This window comes from Capnocytophaga sputigena (genome assembly GCF_900446695.1).
Taxonomy (GTDB): domain Bacteria; phylum Bacteroidota; class Bacteroidia; order Flavobacteriales; family Flavobacteriaceae; genus Capnocytophaga; species Capnocytophaga sputigena.
Genome location: NZ_UAVP01000010.1, coordinates 38,192 through 52,109, shown reverse-complemented (window position 1 = coordinate 52,109; position 13,918 = coordinate 38,192). Strand labels below are relative to the sequence as shown.

Sequence of the window (13,918 nt, the reverse complement as noted above, 5' to 3'; positions counted from 1 at the left end):
TTTGTTCATTGTTAATTCTCAATATTTTTTTACCTTTGCGCATTATGAAGATTAAACTATTTCAATTACAGAAGAATAAACGTTTCAACTATACCCCTCGTTACTACGAAGGAAAGGAACAAGGCAACGCTTTTGAAATGGGGTCACGTATCCGCAGAGACCGCGAAACAGTAACCAACCATTTCACTGAAGAATGGCGCACTATCCGCAATGAGAGTAGGAACAAAAAAAATGCAGGAGTAAATAAAACCTTTTGGATTATACTGGCTATACTCATACTCATTACGCTCTATTTCCTTGATTTCGACCTATCTATATTCAAACGTAACTGATGAAAAAAACAATACTGATAAGTTTAATAGTCGTACTTGTAGTAGCAGGTATAGGCTATTTCCTCAAACAACGCCAAGAAGAACAGCAAGCCGCTCAAAAAGTGTACAACGAAGTAAAACAAGGCTTACTGATGATTTCTAAAGAATACAACAAAGGCGTTGAAAAAGTAGAACTCCTCCAGCAATATGAGGAAGCAAAACTCAAAATAATAAAAGAAGATCCTAAATAATAATCTTATGAAAATAAAAAGTTTAGCAATTCTATCAGCAGCTTTTGTATCAATGAGCGTAAGTGCTCAAGCCTCTTTTGAGAAATTAGAAGCTAATAAAGACATTAACACAGTAGTAGTGTCTCAAAAAATGTTTCAAATGCTCTCTAAAATAGATAGTAAAGATGCCGATGCTAAAGAATTTATGGAAGTAGCCAACAAACTCAAAGGAATGAAAATATTCACTACCGAGAATAGTACAGCGGCTGCCCAAATGAAAACTGAAGCCTTAGCTTATGTAAAAACCGCTGCACTATCAGAATTGATGCGCGTGAAAGACAAAGCTCAAAACGTGAAATTCTACACCAAAGGAGGAAAAGATGCAAACAATGTAGCCGAACTCCTAATGTTAGTAGAACCCTCAGAAACCTCTAAACAAACCGTTGTTCTATCACTCACAGGTGACATCAACCTGAACAAGATAGGTGTATTAACCAAAAATATGAACCTCCCTCAAGAGGTGAAAGACCTAAAGTAGCACAAAATGGCAAAATATGAATTGAAATTGCCCTCAATGGGCGAAAGTGTAGCTGAAGCTACTATTACCAATTGGCTTAAAAAAGTAGGCGATCCTATTGAAGCCGAAGAAACTATTGCAGAAGTAGCCACCGATAAGGTAGACTCCGAAGTGTCCTGTGATGTATCGGGCATAGTAGCCGAAATACTCTTCAAAGTAGATGAAGTAGTGAAAGTAGGTGAGGTAATGGCTATCATAGAAACTGAAAATGATGCTGAAATTGAAGCTGAAAATGGAAATGAAGATGATGCTGAAAATGAAGCTAAAAACTTAACACAGCAAATCGCTGAGATAAAAGAAACACTTGCTGCACCCATTGATTTTAGCAGTAGTGAACGCTTTTATTCGCCCTTGGTGAAGAATATCGCTAAAAAAGAAGGTATCACCCTCGATGAACTAAATCATATACAAGGTACAGGTTTGAATAACCGCGTTACCAAAGACGATATTTTAGGTTATTTAGCACATAGAACTCAAAAATCATCAATTTTTGCAACGCCTACCTCTTCTTTTGTTGAAGGAGATGAGCGCATAGAGATGAGTCGTATGGGCAAAATCATCGCTGAACACATGACGATGAGCAAGCAAACCTCAGCACACGTACAAAGTTTTACTGAAGTAGATGTTACTCGTGTTTGGCAATGGCGCAACAAAGTAAAAAAAGCCTTTGAAGCCCGTGAAGGTGAGAAAATTACCTTTACCCCTATCTTTATGGAGGCAGTAGCCAAAGCCTTGGTAGATTTCCCGATGATGAACATTTCGGTAGAAGGCAATACAATTATCAAGAAGAAACACATCAATATAGGTATGGCAACTGCCCTCCCCGACGGTAACCTCATTGTACCTGTAATTAAAAACGCTGATGCCCTTAACTTACGTGGAATGGTAAAAACTGTAAATGATCTTGCCGTACGAGCACGTGCAGGTCAGTTAAAACCTGATGAAGTAAAAGACGGCACTTATACAGTTACTAATATAGGTTCTTTTGGCACTTTATTTGGCACTCCTATTATCAATCAGCCACAAGTGGGAATTTTAGCAATTGGCGCTATTTGCAAAGTCCCTTCTGTAATAGAAACTCCTGAAGGTGATGTGATAGGTATCCGTTACAAAATGATGCTCTCCCACAGTTATGACCATCGCGTGGTAAATGGTGCTTTAGGCGGAATGTTTGTACAACGCGTTGCCGAATATCTCGAAAAATGGGATATGAACAGAAATATTTAACAACTGATTTATAACAACAGAAAAATCTGAAAGTTCACTATGAGCTTTCAGATTTTTTCTTTTTAAGGATATTTAACTTTAGTCTACATTATCGTGCAAGAAAGAATTGTTACGCCTTATTTGCATTTCTCCAGCGCTATCTTTACCTACTGTAGTACGTGACTGACCTGCATTACCAAAAGTGTGATTGTAGGTCTTTAGGTTAGATGAACGCTTGTTAAGCACATCAGAGATGGGAGCATCCATAGGGCTGAGTTTTTGTTCTTCATCTTCAGCAAACATTCTTGTTTGTACCCCTACAGAAGTATTAGGATTGTAAGGTTGAGGAGCTTCACTACCTTTATTACTTACAAACTCAGATTGGCTTCTCTTTTCTACCACAGGCTGAGTATATTTTTCTTCAAACTCGATATCTCTTACATACATATCAAACATTTCTTCCTCTTTTATAGGAGATTTTGTTGCATAAGAAAACTCATAAGGTTCATCTCTCAAAGTATGAATAATAGGAGCATCAGGAGCTTTAGTTTGTGGTGGTTGTTGGATTGACTGTTGTTGAGTTGGTCGTTGTTGAACTATAGATTGTGTTTGAAAATTGTCATCGAACTGAGCAGGAGCTGTTTTATCAACAATCACAAAAGTATCATCAACGGTTACAACTTCGCAATCTGTCCAAATATTGAATAAATCTGAAAGAGAAAGTTCTTTTTTAATTTCTGGAACTGCAGGAGTAGGATAAGTTGTACTCTCAGGGGAGATAGAGGTTTTAACTACTGTTCCTTTTTGTTCAGTTAAATCACGAATGATAGTTTGGTTTTCTTCGAGTACGTGAATCACGCGGCGAGGTTCGGAATTAACGATTTCTTGTTGTTGTTCGGCATCAAAACCAGTGGCAATCACGATTACTGAGATAGCATCTCCTAAACTTTCGTCTACTCCTATACCATAGATAAGGTCAGCCATATCATCTCCAGCTTTTTCTTGAATGTAGCCCATAATCTCATTCACCTCACGTTGAGTGGCTTTTTTATCTCCATAAGTAATAAGGACAAGAGCATTTTTAGCACCTACAATTTTGTTATCGTTGAGCAGAGGGGAGTTCAAAGCACCTGCTACGGCATCGATAGCGCGATTATCACCTTCAGCCATTGCTGACCCCATAATAGCTGTACCTCCATTTTCTAATACTGTACGGGCGTCACGTAAGTCAATATTTACAAGGTAGTGTTTACTGATTACCTCTGCCATACCTTTAGCTCCTTTGAGGAGGATTTCGTTGGCTTTACCGTATCCTTCTTCCACGGTAAGGTCGTCGTAAATTTCACTTATTTTATTGTTATTGATTACGAGAAGTGAATCTACACAATCGCGTAATTTTTTAATTCCCGCTTGAGCTTGTCGGCTTCTTTTTAGACCTTCATAGTTGAAAGGGGTAGTAACAATGGCAACTGTAAGGATTCCCATATCTTTAGCTTGTTTAGCGATTACAGGCACAGCACCTGTACCCGTACCACCTCCCATACCTGCGGTGATGAATACCATTTGGGTATTTCCTTCCAAAGCGCGCTTAATATCCTCAATACTTTCAAGAGCAGCTTGCTCTCCGATTTCAGGATTAGCACCTGCTCCTAATCCTTCGGTGAGGGTAACACCCAACTGAATACGATTAGAAATAGGGCTATACTCTAAAGCTTGAGCATCGGTGTTACATACTACGTAATCTACGCCTTTTATGCCTTCATTATACATAAAATTCACGGCGTTACATCCTCCACCTCCTACACCAATAACCTTGATATAGTTACTGTTGTTTTTAGGAAAGTTAAATTGATAGTTCTCTTCCATATCTAAATCATAATTATTTGTTTTATACTTTACTCGTCGTCCGTTTCTCCTATATATTTAGAGATAAATTTATTGATTTTTGCTAAAAAACCTTCATTTGTTTTAGGTTTTTCATCATTATATTCTTCTATAGGTTGTAGTTCTTCTTTAGTAGTAGTAACAGTATCATCTACTATGGTAATATTTTGAGCTACAGGGTCTATTGGTTTTTCTTGGAATAGGGTAGTTTCTGTATTTTTTGCAGCTTCTACTTCTTGAACTTTAAGTTCTTCCAATCGTTTTTTGAATTGTTCTTCAGCTTCATTTTCAATAGCACTCATCACCAATCCTATAGCTGTAGCATAGATAGGAGAAGTGAGTCGGTTATCAGAATTGCTTGCTAAGTGCTCATCAGGGTAACCTATACGGGTATCCATTCCGGTGATATACTCTACTAATTGTACAATATGTTTGAGCTGGCTACCACCACCAGTTAGCACGATGCCTGAAATAAGTTTCTTTTTAGGTTCTTCGTGTCCATAACTTTTGATTACGTTGAAGACCAAATTGATAATTTCGCTTACGCGGGCGTGGATAATTTTAGAGAGGTTTTTAAGAGATATTTCGCGTGGCTCTTTACCTCTAATCCCTGGTATAGAAACGATTTCGTTGTCGCGATTTTCACCAGGCCAAGCGGATCCGTATTGTACTTTTAACATTTCGGCTTGGCGTGCCAATATGCCACAACCTTCTTTGATATCTTCGGTAATGATATTTCCACCCAAAGGCACCACTGCTGTATGGCGAATAATACCATCTTTAAAAATAGCTACATCGGTAGTACCACCTCCTATATCTACTAACACAACTCCAGCATCTTTTTCTTCATCACTAAGAACAGCACTTGCTGAAGCAATGGGTTCTAAGGTGAGCCCTACGGGTTTTAAATGAGCCATCACCACGCAACGAGAAATAGCTCTTATAGCATTGACTTGCCCAATAACTAAGTGGAAAGTAGCATCTAAACGTGAGCCCATCATTCCAATAGGTTCTTTCACATCGAGATTGTTGTCTACTTTATAGTCTTGAGGTAAAGCGTGAATAATTTCCTGCCCTGGAGATAAGGGGATAGAATCAACACGATTTTTGAGGCGTTCTAAGTCTTCAAAATCTATAAGTTTATCGGGGTCTTCACGTATAATATAATCGGAATGAGAGCGACTGATGATATTTTGTCCTGCAATACCAGCCACTACATTTTCGATTTCTAAACCAGTTTTTTCTTTTGCATCTTGGATAGCATCCATTATGGATTGAGAAGTTTGGGCAATATTATTCACCACTCCTTTGTTTATTCCTTCGCTTTTTGCTTGCCCATATCCTAAGATCTGAATTTTACCATATTCGTTTCTGGCACCTACCATAGCTACAATCTTGGTAGTACCGATATCCAACCCTACGTAATACTTTTTATATTTCATTTTTTCACATAAAACAATCCCATATCTATATGAGATTGATAATTTTTTGTTTGTTTTGTTATTATATGTCTTAAGGAATTAGGCAGTTTTATCCATAACTATGCCTTGCAGGTAGCAAAGATAAATAAAAAAAGCAATTTGTATAGTAGTTTTTTATCAATAAGTTATCAACATTCTTATAAGTATTTGAAAATCATTGTTAAAGAAAATGTTAAAAAATCTGTTAATAACTTTTTATTCTCTATTTTGAGAGTCTTTGGCGAGCTTTTTCCAAATCTTCGGGGGTGTCAATGCCTATAGTGGGAATATCAGTAACTGCGAGGCGTATTTTAAAACCATTTTCTAAGTAGCGAAGTTGCTCTAATTTCTCGGTCTCTTCTAACAAGGAGGGAGGCAACTGAGTGAATTGTTGCAAAGCGTCTTTGCGATAAGCATAAATACCTATATGCTTGTAGTAAGGCACTTTAGTATTGGTATCCCGTGGGAAAGGAATTACACTTCTAGAAAAATAGAGGGCTTCATTAAATTTATTTACGACTACCTTCACATTGTTAGGGTTCGCAATATCATCGGGGTGGGTAATACGCTCCATTAGGCTCGCTACAGCTATATTTTTTTGAGAGTCATTAGCAAAAATATCTATTACTTTTTGTAGATTTTCCTTATCGGTGAAAGGTTCATCTCCTTGTACATTTACAATGATATCTACCTCTAAATCCTTCGATGCTTCAGCTAAACGATCACTACCACTATTGTGCTCTTTCTGGCTGCGAATTACCTTACCTCCTACCTCGTGAATAGCATTTTCGATGCGGTCGTCATCGGTTACGACATATACTTGGTCAAACAAGTTTGTATCAGCTACACGCTGATAAGTATGTACAATCACGGGTTTGCCACAGAGATCTTGCATCAGTTTGGCTGGAAAACGAGTTGCCCCATAACGGGCAGGTATCATTGCTATGAGTTTCATATTTTATCTTGACAATAAGTATATTACTATAATTTGCAAAAGTATATTTAGTGGGAGTACCCAAGCTAAAAATTTAGCTTTGCGACGCATCTCTATATTGTGCTGTATGTATTGTTTTACACGTGCTACCAATCTATCACTACGCTTCTCATAAGTATCGAGCAGAGGGGTACGATAGATTTCGGCTACAAAGCCCACTACGGGTACTTGAGAGAGCAGTAGCCACAATACTTGTTGAAATACAGGAGGTATTTTAGAAATGTACGTATTGAAAACCCCTTTCACTTGGTCGGTAGTTACTATTTTTTCAGTACTTTTTTCAGCTTTATCTACAATAGCTGCGCATATTTTACGAATAAAAGGTTCAAATTGATTAAAAACATACAACGTATAATCTAATTGTAAGAGGGAAAGCATACGCTTTACCGCCAAAAACACAAAAAGTCCTCCTAAAAGTACTACAACAGCCAAATAAACTAATTGTTTGTATTCAAATTTACTTGAAAAGCCTATTATACAGCCCGCTATAATGAGGAATAAAAAATTCAGTAAGAACAGTGCTATGATATTCCCTGAAGATTTCATTCCAGAGGTTACCCCTAAGAGGGTCATTTCTTTGAGCTTCTCAAAATAGGTAGTAGCTCCTTGTAGCTTTTTGAGCCCAGGGGTAAGCTCAAAAGTAGTGTCGATGTTTTTGATATTATCGTTCATTGTGTTATGGTTTTAAAATGGTATAAAAGGGACTATCTTCCTTGTGAGTTAGACAGTCCCTTTTATTAATACATTCATTTTTGAGTTGCTTATTCTGCCACTTGAGGTTTCATTTTGAAGTCCTCCATAAACTTAGTGGTGTAGTTGCCAGCTAAGTAATCGGGGTCGTCCATTAGTTGCAAGTGGAATGGAATTGTGGTTTTTACTCCTTCTACTACAAATTCATCTAAAGCGCGTTTCATTTTGGCAATCGCCTCCTCACGAGTTTGTGCTGTAGTGATAAGCTTGGCTATCATAGAATCGTAGTTAGGTGGAATTACATAGCCACTATATACGTGAGTATCAAGACGTACCCCGTGACCTCCTGGAGCGTGCAAGGTAGTAATTTTACCTGGTGATGGACGGAAATCGTTGTAAGGATCTTCGGCATTGATACGGCACTCAATAGCGTGCAACTTAGGTGTATAGTTCTTGCCTGAAATAGGCACTCCAGCTGCTACTAATATTTGTTCGCGAATAAGGTCGTAATCAATTACTTGTTCGGTAATAGGGTGTTCTACTTGTATACGAGTGTTCATCTCCATAAAGTAGAAATTACGATCTTTATCTACCAAGAATTCTACTGTTCCTGCTCCTTCGTATTTAATAAACTCGGCAGCTTTTACAGCAGCTTCCCCCATACGTTTGCGAAGATCATCGGTCATAAAAGGCGATGGTGTTTCTTCGGTAAGTTTTTGGTGGCGGCGCTGGATAGAGCAATCGCGTTCAGAAAGGTGACAAGCCTTACCATATTGGTCGCCCACGATTTGAATTTCGATATGGCGAGGGTCTACGATAAGTTTTTCCATATACATAGCATCGTTACCAAAGGCAGCTCCTGCTTCTTGCATTGCGCTATTGAGGGCTTTTTCGAGGTCTTCCTCTTTCCATACATCGCGCATACCACGACCACCTCCACCGGCAGTAGCTTTTAGCATCACAGGATAACCGATTTCAGCGGCTATTTTTTTAGCGTGTTCTAATGATTCTACAAGTCCGTCGGAACCAGGTACTGTGGGCACCCCAGCAGCTTTCATAGTAGCTTTGGCAGATGCTTTATCCCCCATTTTTTCAATCATTTCGGGTGATGCACCTATAAATTTAATGCCGTGTTCTGCACAAATCTTAGAAAATTTAGCATTTTCCGAAAGGAAGCCATAGCCAGGGTGTATGGCATCGGCATTGGTAATTTCGGCAGCAGCAATAATATTAGGTATTTTTAAGTATGAATCTTTGCTTGGTGGAGGGCCTATACACACAGCTTCATCGGCGAAGCGTACGTGCAAGCTATCGGCATCGGCAGTAGAATACACGGCTACCGATTTGATACCCATTTCGCGACACGTACGTATGACGCGCAAGGCAATTTCTCCACGGTTGGCAATTAATATTTTTTTAAACATAGTTGTTTGGTTTAGGATGGATCCACTAAATACAAAGGTTGGTCAAACTCTACAGGAGAAGAGTCATCAACCAATATTTTAACAATCTTACCAGAAACTTCTGATTCTATTTCGTTGAAGAGTTTCATTGCCTCGATAATGCAAATCACGCTACCTTTTGATATGGTAGAGCCTACTTCTACGAATAAAGGTTTGTCTGGACCAGGACGGCGATAAAAAGTACCAATCATTGGCGATTTGATAGTAATATATTTGCTATCGTCATCGGCAGGTGTTGCAGGTTTGCTGTCGGCAGGTTCAGCTGCAGGGAGCTGTTGTACAGGTATTGACTGTTGCAAAGGCAACTGAGGTAGTTGTTGTGCTATAGGCAATTGTTGTACAAACACTTGCTCTTTGCCACTTTCATCAGGGTTTGTTTTAATGGTGATTTTTACATCTTCCATTTCCAATTTCACTTCGCTTGCCCCTGACTTGGCAACAAACTTAATTAAATTTTGAATGTCTCTTAAATCCATACGTATATTGTATTTTTCTCTATGGTTGTTCTTTATTTGTGATAAAGGGCTCCATCATAAGCCCATTTGAGGTAAACAGCTCCCCAAGTGAAACCACCTCCAAAGGCGGCTAATACTATATTATCACCTTTTTTGAGTTGTTGTTCGTAATCATTAAGGGCTAAGATAATGGTTGCAGAAGTAGTATTGCCATACTTATAGATATTGAGCATTACTTTTTCGGCAGGTAAGCCCATACGTTCGGCAGTGGCATCGATGATACGTTTGTTAGCTTGATGAGGAGTGAGCCATTGTATATCATCACGTGTTAAGCCGTTGCGTTTGATGAGTTCTTCGGCTATATCGGCCATTCCAGTAACGGCATATTTGAAGACAGTTTTACCATCTTGGAAGACAAAATGCTCTTTGTTAGCTACTGTTTCGGCTGTAGTAGGGCAGAGAGATCCACCTGCTTTTATGTATAGGTAATTACGCCCTATACCATCACTTCTCAACAATTCGTCTTGCACACCTAAACCTTCATAGTTAGGTTCAAAGAGTGCAGCTCCTCCTCCATCGCCAAAGATGATGCAGGTAGCGCGGTCGGTATAATCAATAATAGATGACATTTTATCGGCACCTACCAAGAGAACTTTTTTATAACGACCTGACTCTATGTATTTAGCAGCTACCGAAACGCCGAACAAGAAACTTGAGCAAGCTGCTTGCAAATCGAATGAAAAAGCATTTACAGCACCTATTTGTGAAGCTACATAAGGAGCTGTTAGAGCTACAGGCATATCGGGGGTAGCAGTTGCTAAAATAACTAAATCTATTTCTTTAGGGTCGAGACCTTTTTTGCGAATTAGGTCTTTAGCGGCTTCAATTCCTAAAAATGATGAACCTTTGTTAGGGTCTTTGAGTATGCGTCTTTCTTTGATGCCTGTACGGGTGTAAATCCACTCGTCGTTAGTATCTACCATTTTTTCTAACATTTCATTGGTTAGAACATCTTCAGGTACATAACCTCCGACAGCCGTAATGGCAGCGGTTATTTTCTCCATTGTATTAAATTTTGGGCAAAAGTACATAATTATTTTTATTTAACAGCAAAAAGGAGTATATTTTTTATCAAAAGTCCGTTATTTTGCATTGAAGATAGAAAGGTGTTTTTCCATTTCTTTGAGGTCAGAAACACTCTCTTCTTCGGTTTCTACCAATATTTTCATCAGTTTCACTGCTTTTTGCTGAATAGATGAAGCGGTAGCCTTATCACCTTGAGTATAGAGCAAACAAGCCAGAGTATCAAGCATAAAAGGGTTCTCAGGGACTAAGTCTGCTGCTATTTTTGCCCATTCTACAGCTTGGTTTACTTTAGAAACATCGGTATTTTCTTCTTCAAAAACTTTCCACGCTATATTATTGTCTACTAAAGCAAATTGATATTTGTAGCGCTTCCAATCGTTATTCTCTTTTTGCTGTTCAAAACGCTTGTCTAAGGCTGCAAGCACACTTCCACTTCCTTCAGCTTTCAGTGTATTGAAGTAGGTTACAAAGAAAGATGTAAGCTCATTAGGGGTGTACTTTTCATAGAAATCTACTAAGTTATTAAGAGATAACAATTGTTGTTTTTCAGCTTCTAAAAGTGTGTGTTGCAATTCTTTAAAAGGTACAACTTTATTAGTTGCTAATTCTTTAATCGTGCGGTAGAGGGAGGTAGTGTATACATCTATTTTTTCGTCTTTTACAGCAGAGTAATTTTCGACCAAATAGCAAATTGCTTTATAATCGGTAAGACTTAATGGATTGGGAGTGTTGAATATTTTATGTGAGAGGGAGGCTGCCCCAAAGTTGCGCGCCAACAAACTGTAATAAGATTGATTTAGAGGTTTCTTTTCGTTGTAGTGAGCTACTAAACGCTCCCACTGAGTAGCGAGTTGTGCAGGAGTAAGTTGCAAACGGTAGATGCGTTCAGGTTGTAAGCCTAAAAAATAGTCGGTTTGATCCTCTTCATCTGTTTCGGCAACTTTAGGGAGCAAATAGTACAAATTCACTTTGTAATTAGCTTGAAACACTTCATTCATCACTTGTAGCACTTCGGCGATGGGTGCTTGTGGATTGGTGAGTGTTTTATCCACTTTGCGTGCGAGCTCTATAGCCTGATACACCTCGGCATCCATAGCATTATTGAAATATTCAGCCTCAGGGTCTATCGGTTGTGAATAGACAATAGTTTCGTTCTCACCTACTACTATCAGCTGGGGAGTTGTGGTTGAGAATCCGTTTTTTTTCAACCATTTATGGTCTTTACGACTCGCTACATAATAAACATAAGGCAGAGTGATTTGAGGTGTTTCTTCGCTATCATCCTCCTCTTCCCAATCTTTGCTATATTTATCGGTGAGATAATTCACTAATTTCTCATTCCAACCCTCAGCATCCGTGAGTATTACCAAGAGTTGTTGCTCTTTTTTAGCTTTCTGTAAGGCTTCTTTTAGAGTCTTTTCTGGAGTAATTGTTAATTCGGCAGAGGCTTTATGAAGCTGCTGTTGCCAATTAGGCAAGGGGTTGATGCTCACTAAAGGAAACTGAGAAGAAGTGGCTTTATTTTTCTTTTTGAATAGGGCTATGGAACCTATATGTGCATCGGCGATTATTAAACTTTGGGTAGGAGCATCGTATACAAAGTCGACCTCTTCTAACATATTGTGAGGACGAGAGAGGTAATTTATTTTCAGTGCATTGGTTTGTTTTCCTATGGCAAACTTTTCTACTTTCACCTTAGTGTTGCTTTGGCGTTCCATAAACTGTTGTACATATTCAGCCGTTTGGGTATCTACCAAATAGAGATATTCGGTGCGGGGAATGGTTACTCGTAAGGCTTCTGAGTATTTTACTGGGTGTAAAGCCGTTAGAGCAGTATAGGTCACTTCACCTTTAGCATTTTCATAACCCACATAGATATAGTTTCCCAATTCATTAGCTACATAAAATGTAAGTTCTAATTGGGATGATTTTCCCTCTTCTTTATGGAGTTCAAATGAAGGATTAGGTGCCGATGTGAAGGTAATTTTATCACCTTCAAGGGAATAACTCCCTGAGAAGAGTGTAAGATTATAGGTATTGTCGCTATTGAGATGCAACTCACCAGTATCCTGTAAATTAAATTTGTAGACTCCTTGTATATCTTTGTTTTGTGCCAAAACGCTCAAAGAGCAGAACAGTAATGGAAGTATATATTTCATAATTTTGGGCTTATTTTTATCAATTTGCTAATTTTTTTCTTTTAACATTGGTACGAATTGAAAAGTACCATAATCAGTTTTGTGAAATTCTTTTTCTGAAATGCGTTCGTAGAGTGTCATTGTTTGAGTATCATTACCTATGGGGATCACTAAACGACCTCCAATAGCTAATTGTGATAGAAGTGCATTGGGTACGTAAGGCGCTCCTGCGGTTACTAAAATACGATCGAAGGGAGCGTCGTTAGGCAAGCCTTTGTAACCATCACCAAAATACATACGCACTGGTTTATTGATGAGCTTAGGCAACAGCATTTGGGCTTGCTTGAAGAGTTTTTGTTGGCGCTCAATTGTGTAGAGTTTTACATTTAAATACAAGAGTACACTAGACTGATAACCACTACCTGTACCTATTTCTAATACTTTTTGATGTGGAGCTACTTGTAGTAATTCGGTTTGGAAAGCGACAGTATAGGGTTGAGAGATGGTTTGGTCTTCACCTATTGGGAAGGCTTTATCTTGATAGGCATGATCTTCAAAACTGCTATCCATAAACAAATGGCGAGGAATAGCGCGAATAGCAGCTAACACTCGTTCATCTTTAATTCCTTTTTCTTTGAGTAAATCAGCTAATTGATTGCGTAATCCTTGGTGTTTTAATGTGTCTTTCAGCGGTAGCATTATGTTATTTTTGGGCACAAAATTCCATCTTTTTTCTGAAGAAAAAAAACATTTTTACTATTTTTTTTAACAAAAATTGATTTATTGAAAATTTATATCTACTTTTGTAGCGGAAAAAACTAAATTAGCAAGAGATGAAACGTTTCAGCAAACTACACTTCATCGCGCTCTTTCTTTTGACTACTGCTTGTAGAGTAAGTGAAAATTCAACAGAACCTTCTCAAGTAGTGAACATAGAAGACAAGTATGAAGTAAAACTACCTAACTCTCTTACTAACCAGAACAACCTCTACGAGCAAGCCTCTCTGCAGTATGGTGACCGCAAAACAGATTTTTTTGTAGCTGTAATTGATGAAAATCGAGAGGAAGTGAATGATTTGCTTTATGAGGTTTTGAAAGATTCGCTACGCATTCGCAGCAAAAAGGCTTTTGCCAAAAAGTTTAAACTCAGAAATTACTTTGAGATTTGCAGAAAAGGTTGGGCTGAAGCTAATATGATGCGCCCTACTGCTAAGCAAATCACCGAGACGACCATTAACAAGTATCCTGCTATTGTAGTAGAAACTACAGAAGAAGTGAATGGTATGGGAGTGTTTTATGTGGTAGCAATTATCCAAACAAAGAAAACGTACTACCAAATCTTTACGTGGACATTGGCTAACAAAAAAGAAAAACATTACCAACAAATGAAGGAGATTATTAATTCGTTTAAAGAATTATAAATA

Annotated in this window: 14 protein-coding genes; 5 read left to right on the top strand and 9 right to left on the bottom strand. The window is 38.3% G+C overall.

Annotated features, from left to right (window positions below):
* The first annotated feature begins 44 nt into the window (after window positions 1-44).
* Genes DR017_RS11600 through DR017_RS11585 form a run of 4 tightly spaced genes read left to right on the top strand, consistent with a single transcriptional unit; the run spans window position 45 to window position 2,345 of the window.
* Window positions 45-332 carry a hypothetical protein gene (locus DR017_RS11600; protein ID WP_002680739.1) on the top strand — a complete coding sequence of 96 codons (288 nt, stop codon included), beginning with the start codon at window positions 45-47 and terminating at the stop codon, window positions 330-332.
* Window positions 332-562 carry a hypothetical protein gene (locus tag DR017_RS11595; protein WP_002680660.1) on the top strand — a complete coding sequence of 77 codons (231 nt, stop codon included), beginning with the start codon at window positions 332-334 and terminating at the stop codon, window positions 560-562. Before DR017_RS11600 ends, DR017_RS11595 begins: the two co-directional genes overlap by 1 nt.
* A 7-nt stretch (window positions 563-569) precedes the next feature.
* Entirely contained in the window at window positions 570-1,079 is a 510-nt protein-coding gene (locus DR017_RS11590) for a GFO_1090 family protein (protein ID WP_002680673.1), read from the top strand.
* A gap of 6 nt (window positions 1,080-1,085) precedes the next feature.
* Window positions 1,086-2,345, top strand: a complete 1,260-nt coding sequence (locus DR017_RS11585) for a dihydrolipoamide acetyltransferase family protein (protein WP_002680760.1) — start codon at window positions 1,086-1,088, stop codon at window positions 2,343-2,345.
* Between the two features lie 78 nt (window positions 2,346-2,423).
* Here DR017_RS11585 and ftsZ read toward each other — a convergent pair whose 3' ends face one another.
* The 9 genes from ftsZ to DR017_RS11540 all read right to left on the bottom strand — a co-directional run bounded on the left by ftsZ (window position 2,424) and on the right by DR017_RS11540 (window position 13,193).
* Complete coding sequence (gene ftsZ, locus DR017_RS11580; RefSeq protein ID WP_002680756.1) at window positions 2,424-4,190, bottom strand: cell division protein FtsZ; 1,767 nt, start codon at window positions 4,188-4,190, stop codon at window positions 2,424-2,426.
* 29 nt (window positions 4,191-4,219) lie between these two features.
* Complete coding sequence (ftsA, locus tag DR017_RS11575; protein ID WP_002680702.1) at window positions 4,220-5,650, bottom strand: cell division protein FtsA; 1,431 nt, start codon at window positions 5,648-5,650, stop codon at window positions 4,220-4,222.
* A 241-nt stretch (window positions 5,651-5,891) separates the two neighbouring features.
* Entirely contained in the window at window positions 5,892-6,623 is a 732-nt protein-coding gene (gene kdsB, locus DR017_RS11570) for a 3-deoxy-manno-octulosonate cytidylyltransferase (RefSeq protein ID WP_002680704.1), read from the bottom strand.
* A 3-nt stretch (window positions 6,624-6,626) separates the two neighbouring features.
* Window positions 6,627-7,334 carry a hypothetical protein gene (locus DR017_RS11565; RefSeq protein WP_002680789.1) on the bottom strand — a complete coding sequence of 236 codons (708 nt, stop codon included), beginning with the start codon at window positions 7,332-7,334 and terminating at the stop codon, window positions 6,627-6,629.
* Window positions 7,335-7,423: 89 nt separating this feature from the next.
* On the bottom strand, window positions 7,424-8,776 hold the full coding sequence (gene accC, locus DR017_RS11560) for an acetyl-CoA carboxylase biotin carboxylase subunit (protein WP_002680793.1): 1,353 nt from the start codon (window positions 8,774-8,776) through the stop codon (window positions 7,424-7,426).
* 11 nt (window positions 8,777-8,787) lie between these two features.
* A complete protein-coding gene (accB, locus tag DR017_RS11555) occupies window positions 8,788-9,291 on the bottom strand; it encodes an acetyl-CoA carboxylase biotin carboxyl carrier protein (protein WP_002680803.1) in 504 nt (167 codons plus the stop codon).
* Between the two features lie 32 nt (window positions 9,292-9,323).
* Window positions 9,324-10,334 carry a beta-ketoacyl-ACP synthase III gene (locus DR017_RS11550; protein WP_040361565.1) on the bottom strand — a complete coding sequence of 337 codons (1,011 nt, stop codon included), beginning with the start codon at window positions 10,332-10,334 and terminating at the stop codon, window positions 9,324-9,326.
* Between the two features lie 78 nt (window positions 10,335-10,412).
* On the bottom strand, window positions 10,413-12,515 hold the full coding sequence (locus DR017_RS11545; protein WP_002680745.1) for a hypothetical protein: 2,103 nt from the start codon (window positions 12,513-12,515) through the stop codon (window positions 10,413-10,415).
* A 27-nt stretch (window positions 12,516-12,542) separates the two neighbouring features.
* Window positions 12,543-13,193: a protein-L-isoaspartate(D-aspartate) O-methyltransferase gene (locus DR017_RS11540; RefSeq protein WP_002680772.1), complete on the bottom strand. Its 651-nt coding sequence runs from the start codon at window positions 13,191-13,193 to the stop codon at window positions 12,543-12,545.
* 134 nt (window positions 13,194-13,327) lie between these two features.
* On the opposite strand from DR017_RS11540, the gene DR017_RS11535 reads away from it, so the two are divergent.
* Window positions 13,328-13,915, top strand: a complete 588-nt coding sequence (locus DR017_RS11535; protein WP_002680766.1) for a hypothetical protein — start codon at window positions 13,328-13,330, stop codon at window positions 13,913-13,915.
* Window positions 13,916-13,918 lie beyond the last annotated feature (3 nt).

What these genes read in the sequence shown, in the direction of transcription:
- DR017_RS11600 (WP_002680739.1), top strand. Translation starts at nt 45, where the DNA reads ATGAAGATTAAACTATTTCAATTACAGAAGAATAAACGTTTCAACTAT.
- DR017_RS11595 (WP_002680660.1), top strand. Translation starts at nt 332, where the DNA reads ATGAAAAAAACAATACTGATAAGTTTAATAGTCGTACTTGTAGTAGCA.
- DR017_RS11590 (WP_002680673.1), top strand. Translation starts at nt 570, where the DNA reads ATGAAAATAAAAAGTTTAGCAATTCTATCAGCAGCTTTTGTATCAATG.
- DR017_RS11585 (WP_002680760.1), top strand. Translation starts at nt 1,086, where the DNA reads ATGGCAAAATATGAATTGAAATTGCCCTCAATGGGCGAAAGTGTAGCT.
- ftsZ (WP_002680756.1), bottom strand. Translation starts at nt 4,190, where the DNA reads ATGGAAGAGAACTATCAATTTAACTTTCCTAAAAACAACAGTAACTAT.
- ftsA (WP_002680702.1), bottom strand. Translation starts at nt 5,650, where the DNA reads ATGAAATATAAAAAGTATTACGTAGGGTTGGATATCGGTACTACCAAG.
- kdsB (WP_002680704.1), bottom strand. Translation starts at nt 6,623, where the DNA reads ATGAAACTCATAGCAATGATACCTGCCCGTTATGGGGCAACTCGTTTT.
- DR017_RS11565 (WP_002680789.1), bottom strand. Translation starts at nt 7,334, where the DNA reads ATGAACGATAATATCAAAAACATCGACACTACTTTTGAGCTTACCCCT.
- accC (WP_002680793.1), bottom strand. Translation starts at nt 8,776, where the DNA reads ATGTTTAAAAAAATATTAATTGCCAACCGTGGAGAAATTGCCTTGCGC.
- accB (WP_002680803.1), bottom strand. Translation starts at nt 9,291, where the DNA reads ATGGATTTAAGAGACATTCAAAATTTAATTAAGTTTGTTGCCAAGTCA.
- DR017_RS11550 (WP_040361565.1), bottom strand. Translation starts at nt 10,334, where the DNA reads ATGGAGAAAATAACCGCTGCCATTACGGCTGTCGGAGGTTATGTACCT.
- DR017_RS11545 (WP_002680745.1), bottom strand. Translation starts at nt 12,515, where the DNA reads ATGAAATATATACTTCCATTACTGTTCTGCTCTTTGAGCGTTTTGGCA.
- DR017_RS11540 (WP_002680772.1), bottom strand. Translation starts at nt 13,193, where the DNA reads ATGCTACCGCTGAAAGACACATTAAAACACCAAGGATTACGCAATCAA.
- DR017_RS11535 (WP_002680766.1), top strand. Translation starts at nt 13,328, where the DNA reads ATGAAACGTTTCAGCAAACTACACTTCATCGCGCTCTTTCTTTTGACT.